This window comes from Chitinophaga filiformis (genome assembly GCF_021646545.1).
GTDB lineage: Bacteria > Bacteroidota > Bacteroidia > Chitinophagales > Chitinophagaceae > Chitinophaga > Chitinophaga filiformis_A.
The window spans coordinates 1-17850 of the sequence record NZ_JAKIRP010000001.1 but is presented as its reverse complement, the minus strand read 5'-3'; the positions used below and the strand labels follow the sequence as shown (position 1 = coordinate 17850).

Annotated in this window: 15 protein-coding genes; 10 read left to right on the top strand and 5 right to left on the bottom strand. The window is 40.9% G+C overall.

Annotated elements, in window-relative coordinates; genetic code table 11:
• Positions 1-55 precede the first annotated feature (55 nt).
• Positions 56-1528, bottom strand: coding sequence for a hypothetical protein (locus L3C95_RS00070; protein WP_236384008.1), 1473 nt, complete (start codon positions 1526-1528; stop codon positions 56-58).
• A gap of 180 nt (positions 1529-1708) precedes the next feature.
• Between L3C95_RS00070 and L3C95_RS00065 the strand changes: the two genes are divergently transcribed.
• Together L3C95_RS00065 and L3C95_RS00060 are read left to right on the top strand one after the other, a co-directional pair.
• Positions 1709-2245 carry a hypothetical protein gene (locus L3C95_RS00065; RefSeq protein ID WP_236384007.1) on the top strand — a complete coding sequence of 179 codons (537 nt, stop codon included), beginning with the start codon at positions 1709-1711 and terminating at the stop codon, positions 2243-2245.
• Positions 2246-2325: 80 nt separating this feature from the next.
• Positions 2326-2817, top strand: a complete 492-nt coding sequence (locus L3C95_RS00060) for a TlpA family protein disulfide reductase (RefSeq protein WP_236384006.1) — start codon at positions 2326-2328, stop codon at positions 2815-2817.
• On the opposite strand, the gene L3C95_RS00055 is transcribed toward L3C95_RS00060, so the two are convergent.
• Genes L3C95_RS00055 through L3C95_RS00040 form a run of 4 tightly spaced genes read right to left on the bottom strand, consistent with a single transcriptional unit; the run spans position 2804 to position 6143 of the window.
• Positions 2804-3799, bottom strand: a complete 996-nt coding sequence (locus tag L3C95_RS00055; protein WP_236384005.1) for a hypothetical protein — start codon at positions 3797-3799, stop codon at positions 2804-2806. The genes L3C95_RS00060 and L3C95_RS00055 overlap by 14 nt on opposite strands.
• A 38-nt stretch (positions 3800-3837) precedes the next feature.
• Positions 3838-4386 (bottom strand): RNA polymerase sigma factor, encoded by a 549-nt coding sequence (locus L3C95_RS00050; protein WP_236384004.1) that lies wholly within the window; start codon positions 4384-4386, stop codon positions 3838-3840.
• 44 nt (positions 4387-4430) lie between these two features.
• A complete protein-coding gene (locus L3C95_RS00045) occupies positions 4431-5558 on the bottom strand; it encodes a FecR domain-containing protein (protein ID WP_236384003.1) in 1128 nt (375 codons plus the stop codon).
• 36 nt (positions 5559-5594) lie between these two features.
• Positions 5595-6143 (bottom strand): RNA polymerase sigma factor, encoded by a 549-nt coding sequence (locus tag L3C95_RS00040; RefSeq protein ID WP_236384002.1) that lies wholly within the window; start codon positions 6141-6143, stop codon positions 5595-5597.
• A gap of 438 nt (positions 6144-6581) precedes the next feature.
• On the opposite strand from L3C95_RS00040, the gene L3C95_RS00035 reads away from it, so the two are divergent.
• From L3C95_RS00035 to tnpB (L3C95_RS35180), 8 genes are all read left to right on the top strand, one after another.
• A complete protein-coding gene (locus L3C95_RS00035; protein WP_236384001.1) occupies positions 6582-9845 on the top strand; it encodes a SusC/RagA family TonB-linked outer membrane protein in 3264 nt (1087 codons plus the stop codon).
• A gap of 125 nt (positions 9846-9970) precedes the next feature.
• Positions 9971-11401, top strand: a complete 1431-nt coding sequence (locus L3C95_RS00030; protein ID WP_236384000.1) for a RagB/SusD family nutrient uptake outer membrane protein — start codon at positions 9971-9973, stop codon at positions 11399-11401.
• Positions 11402-12792: 1391 nt separating this feature from the next.
• Positions 12793-13125: a DUF6520 family protein gene (locus tag L3C95_RS00025; RefSeq protein ID WP_236383999.1), complete on the top strand. Its 333-nt coding sequence runs from the start codon at positions 12793-12795 to the stop codon at positions 13123-13125.
• 351 nt (positions 13126-13476) lie between these two features.
• Positions 13477-16047: an alpha/beta hydrolase family protein gene (locus tag L3C95_RS00020; RefSeq protein WP_236383998.1), complete on the top strand. Its 2571-nt coding sequence runs from the start codon at positions 13477-13479 to the stop codon at positions 16045-16047.
• A gap of 107 nt (positions 16048-16154) precedes the next feature.
• A complete protein-coding gene (gene tnpA / locus L3C95_RS00015) occupies positions 16155-16481 on the top strand; it encodes an IS66 family insertion sequence element accessory protein TnpA (RefSeq protein ID WP_236383997.1) in 327 nt (108 codons plus the stop codon).
• Between the two features lie 104 nt (positions 16482-16585).
• Complete coding sequence (gene tnpB / locus L3C95_RS00010) at positions 16586-16867, top strand: IS66 family insertion sequence element accessory protein TnpB (protein WP_236383996.1); 282 nt, start codon at positions 16586-16588, stop codon at positions 16865-16867.
• 158 nt (positions 16868-17025) lie between these two features.
• Positions 17026-17337, top strand: coding sequence for an IS66 family insertion sequence element accessory protein TnpA (gene tnpA / locus L3C95_RS00005; protein ID WP_236383995.1), 312 nt, complete (start codon positions 17026-17028; stop codon positions 17335-17337).
• A gap of 3 nt (positions 17338-17340) precedes the next feature.
• Positions 17341-17577, top strand: coding sequence for an IS66 family insertion sequence element accessory protein TnpB (tnpB, locus tag L3C95_RS35180; protein WP_410682211.1), 237 nt, complete (start codon positions 17341-17343; stop codon positions 17575-17577).
• The last annotated feature ends 273 nt before the right edge of the window (positions 17578-17850 follow it).

The window sequence follows — 17850 nt, the reverse complement described above, 5'->3', positions numbered from 1 at the left end:
TTTTTGTCTCCTCCGGTCATATTAATTTTGCTATACTGCTTAAAGGCCTGTGTGATCATTCTTTTTTCGTCGCTTCTTTTATGAGGTATTCCATGAAAAGGAAGGCAAAAGAAGTCATGACCAAGATCGGGAATAACTGAAACCGCAAGGCAATGGGCGAGGCAAAGATGCTGAACCCGAAGTTTGTTAGCCAGAGGCAGACCACGAGCAATAACCCTTTACCCATCAGCGGCTGCTGTTTGTAACCCTGTAGCAGAACAAACCCGATCATTCCCAGGAAAAAGATCACGTTCATCGTACCTACCAGGATGGGGTAGAAGTTCAAAATATCTACCTTGAAGTCTTTGAACTTCGTGGTGATCTTATTGCTTTTGTATTCGAACCACATCTGGGCAATCGGATGCACGCTGTCTACGCCGGTGCTGTAGAACTCAAGGAACTCAATGGGAGGGGCGTAATACTTCAATGCATTCGGTAGCAAATAATACCTGGCGAATGTCATCGGATATTGTTTGATGATGTATTTGCCATATTCTTCATACAGGGGAGATACGCTGGCCCAGCGTTTGAGCTCGGGGGCTGTGGAGTCCTTTTTGAACTGATCTTCCATGTATTTACGTAGGGGCAAGCCGGGGGTCCACATATAGACTGTACTCGCCATCATCATTTCAAACGGGTATTTAGGATTGTTAAACGTACTATCAAAATACTCCCGGATCATTTTGTCCAACACCTGGTACTTTTTGGGCACAGGCTTTCGCTGATCTTTCGGAACAAACTTATATGCATACATGGCATTGTTCGCCATTTGCCAGCCTGTAAAAGGGGTGAAGATCCGCTTCTTGCTTATTTCGTAGTATTTGCTCTTGTTGTATTCAATAAAGCTTCCTATTAATATGACGCAGATTACTAATCCCAATACCTTTTGCAGGATGCTTTGTTTGGATAGCAGGAATGCGATACCAGCAATCAAAGGGTAATAGAGTGCATTATATCGCACTGTGAATGCCAGGAACAGTACCAGAGCATGATAGATCATTAGCTTGCGGGAAGGGCGGTAAATGATCCATAGCAATATCGTGAACCAGGTGATGCTCAATGACAGGAATAATGTATCGCTGGATACATAGTTCGCCAGGTAAAGAAACACCGGATTAAACAGCATAAAGCCGAATAATCCGATCCGGGTATACCGGTGTGGATTATAAAAATAAAACAGTGTAAATACCAAAGACAGCAGGCTGGCCTGTAACATTACATATTGGAATACAACCAGCGCTGTATCTGAATGTGTAAATACGCTGAACAGGCGTATGAACATAGAGTAGCCAACCGGATAGGTATTGATAGCCAGGTTCTGGTGCGCTGTTTCCATGTATGCATAGGAGTCCCCATTAATGTAACTCGCAAAGGGATAGAGATATTTGAAGAACATTAACTGGAGAATGATCCCGATAATGGCAGTCCAGACGTAGGGGCGGTTATTGGGATCTTTGAAAATATATTCTTTGAGGCTCGGGTTACTCATGGGGAGCTTGATTGTGGTTAACGGGTTTTTTAAAGTTATGCGGTATACCGGGAGGAATAGTTAGGAGATAGGGAGAATTTGTGTTGAAGGATTGCACGGAAATTTTTAAGGTAGCGTGTTAAAATCTGTTAAACAATGACGGTGTGATGAGTACCAAATAATTAATTATCCGACAGGGATATGAATTCAAAAAATATGGTGAACATCCCTAATGCTAAGACCGGTCACTATACGGACTTGCTTCAGAAAATAACCTCTTACCAGGACCGGTTATCGGTACGCTATGTACTTGAAAAACTATTGATTGCAGATTCTCAGGCCATTGCTATAGACCACGACACTATGAAGGAGTATTTAAGCTCCTGTACCATCCAGTTGTTGCTCATCAATGATTTCATTCTCAGGCATGAGACGCCTTCGGGTACATACTATGAGTTGAGCAATGATGAGCTGATTAAAGAATTGGAAGGGTATGCGGGTATTGCTCCGAATAAGGAAATTTTTGATAACGAGCCGCTTGTGCAGATCACACTGAAGACCTGGAGGAAAAGGCAGGACCGGCTGGCGCGCGACCAGCGTATACATCGGCTGTTTATCCAGATAAGAAAGAACCGGCAAACGCAAATGAAATCTTTTCTTTATGAGGTGATTGTGCCCATTGTGTGTATCCTGGCACTGGCGGGTCTCATCTTTGGCGTGACACATCTATTGGAGTAATAGCAGGCATGAATACGCTATCTCCTAACTATTATCCCGGTTAAAGAAGTTATATTACTCCCGTTAACCATCTATACGATATGAAACAGCTACTCCTTTTGTTTGCCCTTGGTCTGGCCAGCTGTACCCAAGCACCTCATGCCGACAATATGCCAGCAGATCCGAAAGCATTGCCACCGATTGTATTGCTGAAGGGAGATACTGTATCGAAGTTCAGTACTGACAGTCTTGCTAAGGGGCGCCCTACTTTGTTATACTTTTATGGTCCTGCCTGTAAGCCCTGCGATACCATGTCGCAGAAAATGGTAGCCGCCATGGATACCTTGAAAGATATCAATATCCTTTTTATCAGTGCCGGCAGCTTTCATGATGTGAAGCTGTACCAGGAGAAATATAATGTGGAGCAATTCCCTAACGTGAAACTGGGATTGGATTATAATAATACCTTCTTTCGGTACTATGGTGGGCAGGCATATCCATTGCTGGTGTTCTATGATAAGAACAAACAAATCAAACGGGCGAATTACGGTTCGCTGCCATTGGACACCGTTCGTGCGATCATTGATAAGTAGTGCTTCTCACGCAGGCGTAGTAGTCCTTTAACTGAACGAGCATATTTGTTACATTCGGATACTCGCTGATGGCGGCTATTTTCTCAGCTGGCGTATTCGCTTTCTGCATCACATCATAAATGTGCATCATCCTGCACATATGCATGAACTCATGTATAGTGAGTGCAAAATGTTGTTTAAACTCAAACGCCAATTGTTTGCCGCTCACTTTAAATATATATCCCAACTGCACAAGCGTATGTTTAATAAAAGGATGTTCCTGCAGGTAGTTGAACAGCCGGTGGATCTTATCGGTATTCAAAACACTCTGTGACATCAATGGCTGGCTGGCCAGCGCTTCCTGGGCTGCAATGTTCCTCAACAGGTCTATACAGGCGCGGAAGAGAAAAGGGTATGCCCTTTTTGTTTCATATCTGCAGGAAAGTATTTTCTCCACCAGGAAGTCGCATACCAGGTTATTATGGTATGGATATGCATTGATAACGCCAGGTCCGGTAGGTGTTTTGTTGGCCAGGATCTCCAGGCTGGGGAATTCCTCTACCATGTCCTTTAATACATCCTGATCGATGTTGATATGGAAAGACAGCACCTTCTTTCCTTCAGCGATGGGAATGCGGTGCATTCCTTTCGGCAGATTAAAAAGATTGAATTCCTTTTCTTCCAGCAGGTAACTGGGGGCAGCCGGATCTTCAAAGTGGAGACTATCCTCATATAGGCCATGTAAACACCACATGTGCTCCGGTATGGATGGGCATAGCACAAAGTTCTTCTTTGCCCAGATGTCGTGTATCCATAACGAGAATGGCCCAAAGTCAATATGATGAGATAAGATATCTGCTTCTGCATCCTCCCGGTAGCAATGCCCCGCTGCAGGTATCAGCAGCGATTGGTATTCTTCCGGGATATCGGTGGAAGATACATAATTGGGGTTTAGTTTTTCAAGGAGCAGCAGCTTATTTATGCTGGTTGGTGAGGTATCCATGGTTTGGTTATTTAATGCCTGTAAATAGAAGGAATGGTTTATACAACTTCCACTTCGCGTAAACGTGTACGGATCACTTTCAATGCACGACTCACCTGGTTTTTCACTACTTGTGGCTGGATGTTCATATCCTGTGCAATCTCTTTATGACTCCAGTCCTGCAGATAAAGCAGTTCAAATACTTTCCTGCATGCCGGGGCGGATACGTGTCTGGCGGCTTCCCGGATCTGTTGTCCCAGTTCTTTATTCTCCAGGTTCCGGGGTACTGCACTTTCCGGTGAGGTATAGTAGGTATGCGATACAAACCTGCGGGCTACCTCATTGCGCCGGCATTTGTATGCATACTGTAGGTGTACTGCCCTGTACAGATAATGCTTCAGGGATATGCTGATAGAAAGCTCCCTGCGCCGTTGCCACAAAGATGTAAAGATCTCCTGTACGATGTCTTCCGCCTCTTGTTGGTTGCGTACCTTCTGGTATGCTTCCATCAGCAGTTGCGGACGGTACCGTTTGTAGAGTGTAGCGAAAGCGGATGCATCGCCCTTTTTCACAGACAATAATAGTTCTTCCTCGTGAAATAACATCATTTTACATTCAAAACTGCATGACAAAATTTATAGACCCTGTAACGCTAACGTATGTGTAAGACACTGTCATTATCAAAGTAATAATCAAAGTGTCCTGTGAATTTTAAATCATCCAGGAAGTGCTGCATAGGCCTGGATTTGTCGATATAGCCGGTAAAACGGCGTTGGCCAGTGTTGGCGTTGTCGTAAATAATATTTATTCCGTACCATCTTTTCAAAACATTGCACATTTCGTCTATAGTCGTTGCATGAAATACATAGGTACCCTCTCTCCATGCTAATAATTCTTCCGCATCAAAACGCACAGCCTGCATACGTTGACCTTTCTGGTATCGTACTGCAAATCCTGGTTTCAATAAGAGCGTGGTGGAATCAGCTTTCAGTTTGATGGCGCCTTTTATGAGTGCGATTTGTTCGTGGGCGTTATCGTAGGTGTTTACGTTGAACTCGGTGCCGAGTACTTGTATGGTGCTGTTAGGCAGGTGTACGATGAATGGCTTCGTTGGGTTGGTGGCAACTTTCAGGTAGGCTTCTCCTTGGATGGTCACTTCGCGGGTATTGCCGGTAAATGCTACCGGAAATGCCATCTTTGAAGCTGCGTTCAATTGTACTTCTGTGCCGTCGGGGAGTTTGATCTTATAGTCCTGCCCGGTGGGTACGGTGATCATGGCCATACCTTTACTACCGCCTTTAAGGGAAACCTGTTTCTCTTGTGCGTTTAGTGTCACTTCTCCTACGGTAACATGTTGCTGCGCGCTGCCCAGGTTGATAACTTCACCATTGGGCAGCTGCAGTGCAACAGTTTTTAGGGGAGACAATCCATGGACAACTGCCGTAGGCGGTGGTTGCTTTTTTGGCTTGAATGATATGTAGATGCCGGAGGCCACTGAGGCCAGGAAGGCAAGACTAAGCGATGAGCGTACAATGACCCGGATCCATTTTCTTTTACGGATCTTAGCCCATACTTTTTCAATAGGCAAATGTTCGGGTAACAGGGCCAGGAAGGCCTGCTCCTCAGGTCCCGAAAACTGTTCGTAGATGGCATTTCGGATAATAAGTGCTTCCGGTTCCTCTTCGAGCAGTTTTTTGAGGGTGGCACTGTCTTCGGGGCTAATAATCCCTCCCAGTTCGTCCAGTACCAATTGTTCAAGTTGGGTTTCATCTATTCGCATGATAATCGTATAGTCGGAGAAACCAGCAAAAGGTACTTACGACAAACTATGTTTCAGATTTTCCCGCAGCACTTTTAGTGCCCGGTGAATGTGGTTCTTTACCGACTGGACGTTGATGTCCATCTCACAGGCGATCTCCTTCAGGCTTTTTTTGTGCAGGTATAATTGCTCGAAGGCCTGCCGGCTAGCCGGAGTAATGTTGTTGATAGCAGCCGCCAGCTGCCTGCCGAGTTCCTTATTTTCTATGGGAGAGGTACTGGTATAGGTGTCAGCCAGCCAGGTATATTCCAGTTTTTTACCACGCGTACTGGTCTTTTTGCGGATCAGGTCTACGCATTTGTTCCGCACTACCTGTACCAGGTAGGCCTTCAGGCATTGCGGCACTTCCAGGGAATTCTTTCTTTCCCATAACCAGAAAAACACTTCCTGCACAATGTCATTCCCTTCATCTGCGTCGTGTAAACGGTTATAGGCCTCCACATATAATCGTTTGCTGTAACGGTTAAAGATGGCATTGAAGGCTGTTTCGCTACCGCTCTGCAACAGCTTGAAGAGATGTTCGTCGTTGTAACCGTCTAGATGCATACTTCAACAGAAATATAGTGATACAATGAGTTTCGTTGGGACCTCAAGGGATAATAAAAAGACATCTGGGGTGGAACAATGAACGTACTTTATACGCTTGCTAAGCTACTGAATCTCAATTTGCGGGAAGTTAATGCGGTGTTAACGTGGGCAGATTTTTTCCCACATGAAGAGGTTTAAGTTTTTGTTAAATTTCTTTGGGTACTTTTTGATTTTCATTGCGACCCACATTTGGGAACTGACTCATTTCAGATTAGCTAACCAAGACATTTTACTGTTACAACGGAGATAAGGAAACGCGTAAGTAAAACCAACCATTATTCATTTTTAGGCTAGCGTTATTTATTGGACTATGTCATGTGGTGAGGACTGTGTGTGCACGTCTGTTTCTCAACGATGCTTATTGCTATGCTTTAAAACCAAAATCAACCAACTGTTATGGACATCTCTACGCCTCGAAGCAACCTGGTGGTCAGGTTTCTTTCCGTGTTTTTATTGTGTTGTAATTCTTTGTATGCTTCCACTGATCAGACAGGGAAGCAGAAGGTTACCGTGGTTGGAAATGATGTGACGTTGGAGACGGTGTTTAAGCAGATAGAGAAGCAGACAGGGTTGAGGTTTATGTATGCGGTGGATGCGGTGGATGTGAAGGAGAGGGTGACAGTGGCGTTTGATAAGGTGATGTTGGATGACGTGTTGGAGAGCTTATTAGGGAAGAAAGGGGTTGAGTGGGTGTATCGGGAGGAAACCATTTCGCTCAAGACAAGAGGAAAAAACGGAGGATCTGAAGCTATGATCGCCGATCCTACAAGCAGTATTTCTGGGCGTATACTTGACGCGAAAGGGGAACCGGTCCCGGGTGCGACCGTGGCTATTAAAGGAAGTAAAAGAGGTGCTAAGGCAGATGCAGACGGCAATTTTATACTATCGGGAGTTAAACTTGATGATGTATTGCTGATTAGTTCAATCGGTTTTGAAACAATTGAAGTGACAGTTAAGAGCAGAAATATCGTTGTGAGGATGAGACAGGTTATTGGGAACTTAGATGAAAGAATAATAATCGGATATGGCACGACAACAACGAGATTAAATTTGGGTAATGTTACATCCATAAAGGCTGATGAGATTGTAAAAAACCCAGTTTCTGATCCGATTTTAGCATTGCAAGGAAGAGTACCTGGTTTAGTGATTAGTCAAACAACAGGGTTAGCCGGAGGTAGACTAAATATCCAAATCCGCGGAAGGAACAGTATTGACAACGGGACTCAACCTCTATTTGTGGTTGACGGAGTGCCTTACCAACCAACAATAACAGCTCCTTTGGGAGGAAATTATGGCGCGCTGGGCAATGTTGTGTCAGCATTAAATTTTTTGAACCCTGCTGATATTGAAAGTATAGACATACTTAAAGATGCGGATGCGACTGCTATATATGGTTCTAGAGGTGCAAATGGTGTTGTCCTAATAACGACAAAGAAAGGACGGATTGGCACCACAAGAATTGATGTTAATATTAGTCAAGGGATACAGAATATAACAAGATGGAAGGAGATGCTGAATACGCCTCAATATTTGGAAGTGAGGCGTGAAGCGTTTAAAAATGACAATATTTTGCCCGATAGTAAAAATGCTCCCGACTTAATGTTGTGGGACACTGCACGATATACCGATTGGCAAAAGGTACTTGTGGGAGGAACAGCACAGTATTCAGATCTACAGGCAAATGTATCTGGTGGCGTTACCACGGTCCAATATTTATTAGGTGGAAATTATCATAGAGAAACTACTATATACCCAGGTGACTTTGCAAGTCAACGTGGGGGAGGGCATTTCAGTATTATTGGGAACTCTCAAGATCAGCGATTTAAAGCGGCTTTAACCGGAAACTATATTCTTGGTCGAAGCAATTTTCCTGGAGGCGATTTCGCTCGACAAACTAATCTTCCTCCAAATGCACCCGCTGTATACAGTTCAAATGGTGCGTTGAATTGGGAAAATTCTACGTGGGAAAACCCCTATGCGCAATTGGAGGGAAAAGTATCGGATAGTAGAACCGTAAATATGGTAACAAATATTGACCTCAGCTATCAAGTACTTCCCAATTTCATTATAAAGGGAAATATTGGTTACAATGAATTAAGGCTTAATGTATTTAATGCGACTTTGATTGCAGGGGTTGATCCTGCTTTGCAGAGGAATGCTAGAGCTTCTTCTATCTACGTAAATAATAAAACAGGAGCTTGGATATCGGAGCCACAGGCAAGTTATTCTTTGAATTTCGGTAAAAATACTGTTAACATAATTGGGGGAGCCACATTACTTATGAATAAGGAAGAAAACCAAGTAGTTGGTATGAGGGGAATAAAAGAAGACGCACTGGTGCGTAAGCCAGGAGCAGCTACGTCTTTTTCTGTTACTAACAGTGGTATTCGATACAAATATGCAGCCTTCTTTGGAAGGGTCGGCTACAACTTTAGTAATAAATACCTTTTCAATTTAACATTCAGAAGAGACGGAAGTAGCCGTTTTGGCCCTCGGAAAAGATTTGCAAATTTCGGCTCGTTAGGCGCAGGATGGATATTTTCTGAAGAAAAGTATATTCAATCCAATGTTCCCATTCTAAGTTTTGGTAAAGTGAGGGGGAGCTATGGAATTACTGGTAATGATCAAGTTGGGGACTACAGATACTTGAATCAGTATGAATTCTCCGAGCAGCCATATGCGGGCGAAAAAGGACTTAAGGTAGCGGGATTGTACAATCCTGATTTTACTTGGGAGCAGACTAAAAAATTTGAAACAGGTTTGGAACTTGGTTTTTTGAAGAATAGAGTATTTTTTGCAACAAGTTATTATGTGACCCGTTCCAGTAACCAATTGCTCCTATTGGCATTGCCAATTATGACTGGCGATTATTCTGTTACTGGAAACCTTCCTGCAACCATCAGAAATACAGGGGTTGAGTTTGTCGTAAACTCCGAAAACATCAAATTAAAAAAAATTGAATGGTCGACCTCCTTGAACTTAACTGCCGCAAAAAGCAAATTAGTTTCATACAATAAAGATTATTATAGTAATAATTATGTCAGAGAAGGCGGATCACTCTCTAATAAATATTTGTACAAATCTTTAGGAGTTAATGAAACGACAGGAGATTTCCAATTCGCAGATGCTGAAGGGAAGCCCACTTATGATTATCAGGCCGATATTTATGCGGCCTCAGTCGATCTTAATCCTAAATTTTATGGTGGTATTCAAAATCATTTTCGGTACGGAAGTTTCAGCTTGGATGTGCTGTTTCAATTTGTTAAGCAAACCGGGTTCAAGGGGCTTTACAGTGGGGAGGCATTGCCCGGAACCGGATATAATCAGCCCTTAGAAGTGCAGGACAGATGGCATAAGCCAGGAGATGCTTCTTTTTTTCAGCGTATGAGTCTTTCATCGTTCTCCAGCTATAATGCATTTCTTTCTAGTGACCAAGCCTACGGAGATGCTTCATTTATACGTTGCAAAAATATTTCGTTCTCTTGGATTGGATCAGATAAAATACTTCGCTTATTTCATTTAAAGGGGTTGCGGATTTACCTTCAAGGGCAAAATATTTTTACCGTTACAAAGTACAGAGGATGGGATCCTGAAACCCAGACAGCGATCTCCATTCCGCCACTAAGGGTATTAACTATGGGATTACACGTTACGCTATAGACGTTTAGCTTGTACATGAAAATTTGTCAAACTATATGGTGAATTTATTCGATTAGTGTACGAAATCGCATAAGCGTGTCTTATAAAAGGTAGGTCACTTACAATATGTAATTAAAAGAAAAAAAATGAAAAAAATAAAATATTGTTTTTTGCTGGCAAGAGGCATCTTTTGCTTAACCATGATCATACTATTTCTCGCTTCTTGCAATGAATTTTTGAATGTTGGGGATCCTCCAGATAAAGTTGTAGCACAATATGTTTATGAACATAATAGTTCTGCTATAGCGGTTCTTAATGGTATCTATTTCGATCTACAGAGCGACAATGGATTAGCTCAAGGGCGTTCAGGTATAGCTTTTAACACTTCTCTCAGTGCGGATGAATTCGAAGTGCCGGGGAGTCTTTATCGCGGTGCATATAGTAACAGTGAGTTCCCAGATTTTTGGAGCAGAATATACAGCTTCATATTTCGGTTAAATGGCGCGATTGAAGGATTAGAAGCAGCAACCTTATTAACACCTGCCATAAAAAAACAGCTGACTGGAGAAGCGCTATTTGTGAGAGCATTTTGCTATTTTTATCTAGTTAATTTATATGGTGATGTACCATTACTAACTACGACAGATTACAAAATTAATGCTAATACTGGCCGTTCTCCTGAAGAACAGGTTTATAGCCAAATTATTGAGGATCTACTGCATGCCGAAGAATTTTTAAGTGAAAATTTCGTTGGCAGTGATGTGGAGAGTATAAGTGATGAACGAAGTCGACCGTGCAAATGGGCCGCTTCAGCTCTTTTATCCAGGGTATATTTGTACGTTAATAAGTGGGCTGATGCTGAAAGTAAAGCAAGCGAAGTCATTAACAAAAAGCAGCTATTTGATATAGTTCCCTTGAAGAACGTTTTTTTAAAGAATTCAATGGAAGCCATCTGGCAACTTCAACCGATTTCCAGTGACGGAGTTTTCCTACACGTGAGGGATGCCGAATTGTATGTTCCTTCAAATGGAGTCCCAAATGAATTTGAAAATCCCGTTATAGCCAGTCGTTTTCTAATGTTGAAGTTTGAAAATAAAGATCTTAGGAAAGAAGAGTGGTTGAAATTAGATTCCTCAAATAGTGCGAAATATTTCTTTTTTTACAAGTATAGGACAAAAGATATCGATGCTGAGGTCAGTGAATATATAATGGTATTTAGATTAGGAGAGGAGTATTTAATCAGAGCAGAGGCGAGAGCACAACAAAATGATATAATTGGCGCCCGGGCCGATCTTAACTTGATTCGAAACAGAGCTGCGTTGCCGAACACGGAGGCCAGCGATAAAAATGGCCTTTTAGATGCTATAAGTAGAGAGAGACAAGTTGAGTTGTTTATTGAGTGGGGGCACCGCTGGTTTGATATTAAGCGAACAAATGATGTAGACAAGGTGATGATGGAAGTATGCCCTCAAAAGGGAGGAGTATGGAAGTCATATAAGCAATACTATCCGATTCCAATATCTGACTTACAATATAATAAAAATCTGAAGCAGAATGAAGGATATCCTTCATTATAGATCCAAATGTAACGAATCGTTTAGAGATCTAAATTATTTGACATATTCCCCCAAATTAAGTGGATAGCAACCTTACATTCAAAAATAACTTAGAGTAGCACTTTTAATAGGAATTTCTCAAATTCGGTAGACGTAAAATTGGAATTGAAAAACGATTTTACGTTGATGAATTTGAGATATTCTTATTGAATATACTGTAATTTTGGTTCATAGGAAACTAAAGATAGAGATTGGTCGCAAGTGAATAGGCGAGTAATATTTCCAGTTCAAATGTTTAAACTTGAGATAGTTCAGATTTAGTCCGACAGCTTGTTCAATATAGCACATGCTTGATCTGGCGCTTATTTGAATCTTTATTCCATTTGGAATGCTCCCAAAGGGCAAAGGAGATTTAAAAGAATAAAAAAATCATATTTAACTTGGGGACGCTAGAAGTGTCTAATGATTTGAACCTGTAAGGATAACTAGTAGCAATTACAAGTAATTATACTTTAATGTTGATAAAGATATGGTGTATATGAAGTGAAGACATATATATCCGGTCTTCGAATTTTTAAAACTACCCGATTTTAGTGGGAGTATCTAATTTTTTGTGTAAACCCCTTCCCCATTGTTTGGAACCCTGCCGGGATGGGGAAGGGGGAATGGCGCGGCGGCAGCGCCTTCCCCGGTTTCTAAAGCCGTTGCGAAGTATGACCAAATAAGCCGTTGAACACAAGGAATTTTATAGTCTCGATTTAGTTGTGCCCATTTTTAGTTGGTTTTTTTGTAGTTATTCATGTCCCCACTTATATAAGGGCTATATTGTTCAAGATGAAACAAGAAGAAATGTAAGTAACATCTAAATGCATTGCTGTTTAGGCCTCCATGATTTCGATATCTCAACCTAGTCTCGTTAAATATAATGTCGGCACTGGGAGGTCGCCCGGTTTTTTTATATCCGTTCGTGTTCGTATCGTCCGGCTAATATGGGTGGCTCCTTTCTCAAATATAATCGCTTTATTAATCAAAAGTAATTCGTTCTATGTTGATAGCAATTCGGCTGTTTTTACCGTCTTAAATAAGGAATCAGACTAATCAATCAGCAGTAGATTGTAATTTACCATTGTCGCTGTCTCCTATATAATGTATGCTATGTCCTAATATATCAAGTCAAGTATATGCCTACCTTTGGTTTGTAATAATATGCTAGTTGTTGCTTGGTGATGGTGGATTTAGTAAAGCATTTTCTCAATACCGTTCTCCAAATAGTTAATGTTTTTATTTGCTAAAATATTCGGGCCCAATACTCGAATAGAGGTCAACGTCTACTACCTTTATTTGCAGTTTAGTATAAAGATAGACGAATAAAAGAAGGTTAGCTTTTTATTACCCAAAAAAGCATTATCATTATGAAAAGAGCAAAAATTATTCTTTCTGTGATTGCATTGTTTGCGGTTGTAGGCGGAGCGTTCGCTTTTAAATTTAATACACGCAACGTTTGGAAGTACACATTTACAGTAACCTTACCACAGGGTGTATACTCCAGTACCCAATCTTTCTGTACAAGTACGAATCCAACCCGCTTCTTCACGGACGAAGGTATATTGACAATTGCAAGTACTTCCACTGTGAAACCTGGTGCACCTTCTACAATTACGCTGACAGATGGTCTGGGACATACATTGACAATTCCATTGACATCTTGTTCAACGATACAAACATTTACGACAACAGTAAATTGATTCATTAGCTTTTTTAGAAGCTAAATTAAGAGTATATGGTTAATTATATTGACTGTATACTCTTAATAGTTTATACATACGGAGAGGGAATAGTTATTAGGGTTCTCAGTTACTTTTGTATGCAAAACATATAGATGGTTATATGTTTTTTTTCTTTTTGTGTCACTGTGATGGATATGAAACCGCATGTAATTTGAGGTTGCTGATGTTACCGTGCACACCGTTATGCAACTATGTTAATGTGTATTTACATGCATTAAAAATCGGAATATAATGCGGATTTTATTTCTCTGTTTAATTTCATTTACATTCTTACTTAAGAGCTCTTTGGGTCAGAAGCCTGGACTAGGAATGGACGCATTGGAAAATTGGACAATGCTTAAGGCTTATAATATATCCGGTAATGGGAAGTATGTTTGGTATAGCTATGCTAATCAAAAAAAAGGATACGAACTTGTGCTTGAGTCTTTAGATAATAAATGGCAAATGACGTTTAAAAATATGAGCACAGGTCAATTTACACGAGATTGTAAATATTTTATTTTCTATACAGATACGTCTGTTGGTGTATTAGACTTGAAGAGCAGAAAATCTTTCCATATAATAGGGGCCAGAGAATTTAGTACTCCTAAGCTGGGGAATGGTAGGTGGATTTGCTGTAAGACTGAGAAGGGATTTATCTTATGCGATGTTAGAACCCAGATAAAGAGAGCGTACGACGGCGCAACGGATTTTCAGTTTAATAATATGGGGACTGCAGCTTTAGTAAATACAGGTGGTTATTTAAAGTGGATAGATTTACAATCAGCGGTTGAAAAAGTACTAGATAACGGAAGTGACGATATTCGATATTCTAGTTTTGACAATAGCGGCGAAAAGTGTTGCTTTCTTAAACTGAGAAACGGAATTTATGAAGTATTCTATTATCATGACAAAAGAATGGATAAGGCCGAATTGCTGATTTCGAGTGATATGCTTGGACTTGATAGCACTCTAAGAATTAGCGGCAAAGATGCACCTTTTTTTAATAAGAATGGAAAGCGGATTTTTTTGAAACTAGAGCAACAAGTTTTATTAGAAAGAGATACCACTGTTATTGCACCCAATCTTAACATATGGTCATATTCGGACAGATATTTACAGTCAAATCAGAAGTACCATAGTGATGGAGAAAATACGCGGCGTTTTACAGCCGTGTTTGACATCGGTGAAAAGAAACTTTTAAGGTTAGAGGACGCAGATTTTTCGCTAGTTGGGACTACAGGGGATAATTATGTGATTGTTAAAAGAAACACAAATGAGGGTGAAGCTTATTGGGCACCGGAAGAATTTCCAAGTTACAAATTGATTTCTCTTTCGAATGGAACTGTTATTACATGCACAAAGGCAGCAAGTAAAAGCGTAAATGTAATGTTGTCCCCAAATGAACGTTTTGTGCTAAGTTATGACACGCTTAGTAAACATTATTATAGCTACGAAATTTCGACTGGAATTTTAAGAAATATTACAGGAGAATTTAATGTCCCACAAGCGGCTTATGAGAATGGGAGACCGATGCATTTTCAGTATAATTTTGAGGGATGGTTTGCTGACGGCAATTATTTGTTAATTCAGGACCGGTTTGACTTGTGGCAGGTTGATATGTCAGGAAAAAATCGGGCAATAGCTTTAACCGGTGGATATGGTAGAACTAACGGTGTGGCAATGAGGATCGCTGTTTCAAAAGCGCAACTGCTCAATATGCGGAATAATGATTCTGTGGTGGTCACTGCTTTAGTGGATAGTAGTAAATATAATGGTTTTATAAAAGTAAAATTGGGGAAGATTAACGCAATTGAGAAATTGAAATCTGAACCTTATATCTATTATTTTCCGGGTATATTTTCTGAGCAGCCTAACTTGCCTATAAAAGCGGATATGGTTGAGTTCTATGTACTCCAGAGACAAAGCGATACTACAGCTCCAAATATATTCGTGACCTACGACTTTAGGCAGTTTGATCAGATTTCCCATCTAGCCCCCCATCGGTCGTGGAATTGGTTGGTTGCTGAGTTGGTACATTGGAGAAACTATGATGGCAATCCACGAATGGGCCTTCTTTACAAGCCGGAGAATTTTGACTCTAAAAAGAAGTATCCAATAATTTTCCATTATTACCAGATAAGGAGCAATGAGCGATTTAAATTTTTGTCTCCATCGATGAGCTGCGGCGATCTAAATATTCCATGGTACGTTAGTAATGGTTATTTAATATTTGTTCCAGATATTCATCAACATACAGCATATACAGGGCGTAGTGCCTTGAATTCTGTTTGCTCAGCGGTTGATCATCTAATTACCCATTATGAATGCATCGATACTGCTCATATGGGATTACAAGGACATAGTTTCGGGGGATATGAGACGAATTTTATAATAACGCACTCATCTAGATTTGCTGCCGCACAATCTTCATCTGGACAATCAGATCTTATAAGCTCTTATGGAGGACTGGGCTTCGGTGATGAAAGTCTTGCTCCTATGACAGAAGTAGGGCAACTCAACATGGGGAACACCCCATGGATGCAGCCTCAAACTTACATAGAGAATTCGCCTATTTTTAATGCACACAAAGTTGTGACGCCGCTGTTATTGATGCATAATAACTTCGATGGAGTTGTACCCATGTCCCAAAGTATTGAGTTTTTTACTATATTACGCCGGTTGAAGAAAAAGGTGTGGTTGTTAGCATATGACAATAATGGTCATACGCTCGAAATCGGCAGTCCAGAAAGTCTTGATTTCTCAATTCGGCAAAAGCAATTTTTTGATTACTATTTAAAAGGCGAGGGTGCACCAATATGGATGACTCGCGGAATGCCTTTTTCTTTGAAAGGGAAGAGATCGGGCTTCCAGTTAGAGTACTTAAATTATAAGCCTTAAATCTGTACATTACTAAAAGAAGCTTGAGGACGCTACGGAGTAATGATTCGGTCCTGACCATCACTGAAATGTATTGAAATGTACAGACTTTTGCGAAAAATAAAATAATGCAAAAGACCATTGTTAAGGGAAATGAGCGCCCTGCCACCAAAGCAGATAGGATGAAAGAAATTGTCAGCAACTACCCATGTTCTGGCAAAACAGTTTCACAGTACTGTGCTGCCCATAATATCAAAGAGAAGACGTTTTATTACTGGCTTCGTAAGTACAGAAATGCAGAAGTGCCGGTATTAAATAAGCCAACGATTTTACCTGTAAATATTGGTTCGATCGCTGTGGGTGGTGAATATCAGCCACTATTTGCAGAGCTTTCGGGCATAAAGATCTATCAGCCTGTTCCGGCAGAATATTTACTGGCGCTAATAAATCGTTGATTGATGTTATCTCTGGCAGGGTATAATTTCTATTTGTATACGCACAACACTGATATGCGGATGGGTATAAATGGGTTATCCGGGATCGTGCGTAATACGGGATCGTGCGTAATATTATGGATCAGGATCCGTTAAACCGTGGCGTAATTTATCTTTTCTTCAACGTCAGGCGCACCCAGGTCAAAATGCTCGTCTTTGAAGGCGACGGCCATGCACTTTACCATAAAAGATTAGCTCAGGGTACATTTGGCACGCCTGTATATGATCAGACCACACAATCAGTGACACTGGATAAAAAAGATGTGATGCTCATCCTGGAAGGAGTTGAGATTAGATGCCGAAAAAGATATGAGCGGAAAAATACAGGCATAAACAAACCATTATAACATCTACTGCGTTTATATAGCCGTAACCGCGACAACAACGCCGTGCGCCCCGAATTAATAACTTCCATAACAGATGCTTTACAGTATACCCCCGAGATAGAGCGTCTTTTTAATATCCCATTATCAAAATAATATTGCGACTCATAAATTACGAGCAAATGAACCGCAATATTTTACGACGGGGGAAACGTGATCTGGAGCAAATCAGATATCTGTTAGAACAAAAGGTACATGAAAACATCTCCCTCAAGGATTTCTGTAGAATGCATGAAATCAGTGAAGCTACCTATTACAATTGGAAAAAGCGAACAGTTGTAAAATCCGAAAAGATACCAACCAGCTTTATTTCAAGTGTAATAAAAAATGATCCTGTTGAGGATATGCTATTTGTTGAAATAGAAAAGCCAGGAGGAATCACTATCAGGATTTTTAGACAGATGCCTGCTGAGTTCATAAAATCCCTATGTTAATCTATGTTGCACATATCTTCCTCCAACCGTTATTTACTTTGTAGTGAACCTACTGATATGCGAAAATCCTTTCATGGGCTTGCTGCTATGGTCAAATATTGCATGGACGGTGATGTACTGAATGGGGATATTTGCATATTCGTGAGCAAGCGAAGAAATGCTATCAAATTATTGAGTTTCGAAGGCGATGGTTTTGTATCCCCACGAGCAACGGCATCTTCCCTTAATCATCGGAAGTGACTAGTTTGCGCTCATTATGAGCCAAGATTTATCACAACCAAGGGCAGCATCAGCTGTGCGTCTGTCTATCACTGAAAAGAAGCGACTACTTTCTGAATGGCAGCAAAGTAACCTGAAGATGAAAGTATGTTTGCGCTCATTATGAGCCAAGATTTATCACAACCAAGGGCAGCATCAGCTGTGCGTCTGTCTATCACTGAAAAGAAGCGACTACTTTCTGAATGGCAGCAAAGTAACCTGAAGATGAAAGTATTTTGTGAACAAAAGCAAATA

What these genes read in the sequence shown, in the direction of transcription:
- tnpA (WP_236383995.1), top strand. Translation starts at nt 17,026, where the DNA reads ATGAACCGCAATATTTTACGACGGGGGAAACGTGATCTGGAGCAAATC.
- L3C95_RS00040 (WP_236384002.1), bottom strand. Translation starts at nt 6,143, where the DNA reads ATGCATCTAGACGGTTACAACGACGAACATCTCTTCAAGCTGTTGCAG.
- tnpB (WP_410682211.1), top strand. Translation starts at nt 17,341, where the DNA reads ATGTTGCACATATCTTCCTCCAACCGTTATTTACTTTGTAGTGAACCT.
- L3C95_RS00030 (WP_236384000.1), top strand. Translation starts at nt 9,971, where the DNA reads ATGAAAAAAATAAAATATTGTTTTTTGCTGGCAAGAGGCATCTTTTGC.
- L3C95_RS00020 (WP_236383998.1), top strand. Translation starts at nt 13,477, where the DNA reads ATGGACGCATTGGAAAATTGGACAATGCTTAAGGCTTATAATATATCC.
- L3C95_RS00060 (WP_236384006.1), top strand. Translation starts at nt 2,326, where the DNA reads ATGAAACAGCTACTCCTTTTGTTTGCCCTTGGTCTGGCCAGCTGTACC.
- L3C95_RS00055 (WP_236384005.1), bottom strand. Translation starts at nt 3,799, where the DNA reads ATGGATACCTCACCAACCAGCATAAATAAGCTGCTGCTCCTTGAAAAA.
- L3C95_RS00035 (WP_236384001.1), top strand. Translation starts at nt 6,582, where the DNA reads ATGGACATCTCTACGCCTCGAAGCAACCTGGTGGTCAGGTTTCTTTCC.
- L3C95_RS00045 (WP_236384003.1), bottom strand. Translation starts at nt 5,558, where the DNA reads ATGCGAATAGATGAAACCCAACTTGAACAATTGGTACTGGACGAACTG.
- L3C95_RS00065 (WP_236384007.1), top strand. Translation starts at nt 1,709, where the DNA reads ATGAATTCAAAAAATATGGTGAACATCCCTAATGCTAAGACCGGTCAC.
- L3C95_RS00050 (WP_236384004.1), bottom strand. Translation starts at nt 4,386, where the DNA reads ATGATGTTATTTCACGAGGAAGAACTATTATTGTCTGTGAAAAAGGGC.
- tnpA (WP_236383997.1), top strand. Translation starts at nt 16,155, where the DNA reads ATGCAAAAGACCATTGTTAAGGGAAATGAGCGCCCTGCCACCAAAGCA.
- L3C95_RS00070 (WP_236384008.1), bottom strand. Translation starts at nt 1,528, where the DNA reads ATGAGTAACCCGAGCCTCAAAGAATATATTTTCAAAGATCCCAATAAC.
- L3C95_RS00025 (WP_236383999.1), top strand. Translation starts at nt 12,793, where the DNA reads ATGAAAAGAGCAAAAATTATTCTTTCTGTGATTGCATTGTTTGCGGTT.